Raw genomic sequence first — 2,725 nt, 5'->3', positions numbered from 1 at the left:
ACGGCAAGGGGGGGGTGACGTTACACCACACCCCACGACCCACATACGTTGCCGCTGGTCGAATATTTCCGGCAGATATTCTGGGGCTCCGGGGTCGACCTGCCCGAGACCGCCGCGCTGGAGAAGACGATCGAGGAGATCACGCTCGATGCCATCGAGCTCGCGCCCGGCGAAAAGGCGCTGATGTCCCTGCAATTGCCCGCCGAATTCATCATCGTATTCGAGCCGGTAACGCATGCGGCGCACTTTATCGACGTGAAGGGCGAGCCCACGCGCGAGCGGCAGAGCCTCGGGATGGTTTTCAGCAAGACGCATGCCCCGACCGGCACCACCGGGATGCGGCCCGGCCCGTTGCGGCTGTCGTTCGACAATCGCACGGATGTGCGCACCCTGCCGTCGGTCTGGATCGCGGGAAACAAGCTGCATAATTTGCTCGGCAAGCGCCGTCCCTTCCTGACCGCCAAACGTCTGCTCACCAATCAGACGTTCCGCGATCTCTATCGCACCGACACTTTGGACGTCGATCAGGGCCTCAGAATCACAAGTCTGACCTTTCTGTTCACTGACCTGAAGGGGTCAACCGCCCTCTACGACCGGGTCGGCGATCTCGCCGCCTACGATCTCGTGCGCGAACATTTCCGTGTGTTGAACCAGATTGTCGCTTCAGAGGCGGGCGCGGTGGTCAAGACCATCGGCGACGCGGTGATGGCGACCTTCCCGACACCCGACCGCGCCCTCGCCGCGGCGCTGCGCATGCGGGAGTCGGTGCGTGATCTCAAGAAGGACCTGCTGATCAAGATCGGCATTCACGAAGGACCATGTCTCGCCGTGACGCTCAACGATCAGCTCGACTATTTCGGCCAGACCGTCAACATAGCGGCACGGGTCCAAGGCCTGGCCGACGAGCGCGCGATCTTCGTCACCAGACCTGTGGTGCAGCATCCGCAGGTCGTGAAAATGATCGAGCAGAACAAGCTCGCGGCAACGGAGCAACTGGCGTCGCTGCGCGGCGTCAGCGACAAGATGCCGGTCTACCAGATTCCGTGAGACCCGGTGTCCGCTGCCGCGGCCTCTGCCGCAAGGGCAGAGGCCCAAATCGTTGCAGCCCCGACTTGCGGGCTATTGCAACCTTACGGCTGGAAGCGCAGTTCGAGCCCGGCGAGACCGCCGAACACATTGAGCCCGACCTGGCCCTCGACACTGAGCGGCTGCAGCGCGACCGAATTGTTGGATCCGCCATAGAGCACATTGGCGCCGAGCCCGACGCCGACGGCCGCACCCGCCGTCACGCCGCCATAGTTCCCGGAGAGATCGCCAAGGCCCAGTTGCTGGGTCGGCGCGAACACGGCCCAGACCAGGCTCGACACAGCAGTGCCGCCGAGATCGACGCCGGCGCGGCGCAGAACCGCGGTGTAAAGCTGGCGCGGCCCCATATCCGGCCGGTAGATGCAGCTCAGCTCCGTCACCGAACCGATGATGAAGCCGACCGAGCCGCCGCCCCGGCATTCAAGAACGCCGGTCTGAATCTGTTGCGCGGAGGCCGGCACAGCCGACAGCGAGGCCAGCAGGAGGCCGGCGAAAAGCGACGATCGGATCATGGAATTCCCCTTGACGTGAAGCAGTCGTGAACACGGCGATAAAGCGCCGCAAGTCCGGCGGAAGTTAGCCCTCATCTCTGTAAAAGACGATAAGACCTCGCCTTCAATTTTCTCGAAAACGCCGACCGACGCTTTTGGATCCGTCGGCGCGGCTATTTCAAATTGCCGCAGAAGCGCTGGATGCGCTTGCCCGCCTCCTCCAGGTCCTCGGTCTTGGTGGCGTAGGAAATCCGGAAGGCCGGACCGGCGCCGAACGCCGAGCCATGCACCACCGCAACCCCCTCGGTCTCCAGAAGCTCGGTGACGAAATCCTCATCGGTTGCAAGTTTCTTGCCCGACGGCGCGGTCTTGCCCATGGTCCCGGCGCAGGACGGATAGACATAGAAGGCGCCTTCCGGCGTCGGACATTTGATGCCGTTCGCCTGGTTGAGCATCGACACGATCAGGTCGCGGCGTTCCTTAAAAATGGTGTTGTGTTTGGCGATGAAATCCTGCGGGCCGGTCAGCGCCTCGACCGCCGCCCATTGCGCCACCGCGGAGGGGTTCGAGGTCGATTGCGACTGCAGCATCGCCATCGCCTTGGTCAGATGCTCCGGCGCGCCGGAATAGCCGATCCGCCAGCCGGTCATGCAATAGGCCTTGGAGACGCCGTTGAGCGTCAGCGTGCGCTCGAAAAGCCGCGGCTCGACCTGTGCCGGCGTGGTGAACTTGAAATCGTCATAGACAAGGTGCTCGTACATGTCGTCGGTCAGCACCCAGACATGAGGATGCTTCATCAGCACATCGGTCAGCGCCTTCACTTCGTCGCGGGTATAGGCCGCGCCGGTCGGGTTGGACGGCGAATTGAAAATCAGCCACTTGGTCTTCGGCGTGATCGCCTGTTCGAGCTGCTCCGGCGTCAGCTTGAAGCCGGTCTCCATGGTGGTGACGACCGGGACCGGCGTGCCGCCGAGCAGCGCCACGATTTCCGGATAGCTGACCCAGTATGGCGCCGGGATGATCACCTCGTCGCCGGGATTGATGGTCGCCATCAGCGCGTTGAACAGCACCTGCTTGCCGCCGGTGCCGACGATGATCTGGGACGGCTTGTAGTCGAGACCGTTCTCGCGCTTGAACTTGGCGGCGAT

At 63.1% G+C, this 2,725-nt stretch carries 2 protein-coding genes and 1 pseudogene; 1 reads left to right on the top strand and 2 read right to left on the bottom strand.

The window, feature by feature from the left end:
- Window positions 1-18: 18 nt before the first annotated feature.
- Window positions 19-1,047, top strand: a pseudogene (locus ACK41X_RS23365) (DUF5939 domain-containing protein); the annotation flags it as partial.
- Window positions 1,048-1,130: 83 nt separating this feature from the next.
- On the opposite strand, the gene ACK41X_RS23360 reads toward ACK41X_RS23365, so the two are convergent.
- Window positions 1,131-1,598: a DUF992 domain-containing protein gene (locus ACK41X_RS23360; RefSeq protein ID WP_409728684.1), complete on the bottom strand. Its 468-nt coding sequence runs from the start codon at window positions 1,596-1,598 to the stop codon at window positions 1,131-1,133.
- A 152-nt stretch (window positions 1,599-1,750) separates the two neighbouring features.
- A partial coding sequence (locus ACK41X_RS23355; RefSeq protein WP_409728681.1) for a pyridoxal phosphate-dependent aminotransferase occupies window positions 1,751-2,725 on the bottom strand: 975 nt, incomplete at its 5' end.

Source organism: Pseudorhodoplanes sp., assembly GCF_046289595.1.
GTDB lineage: Bacteria > Pseudomonadota > Alphaproteobacteria > Rhizobiales > Xanthobacteraceae > Pseudorhodoplanes.
The sequence above is the reverse complement of the archived record's forward strand: the minus strand, read 5'-3'. Positions and strand labels throughout refer to the sequence as shown.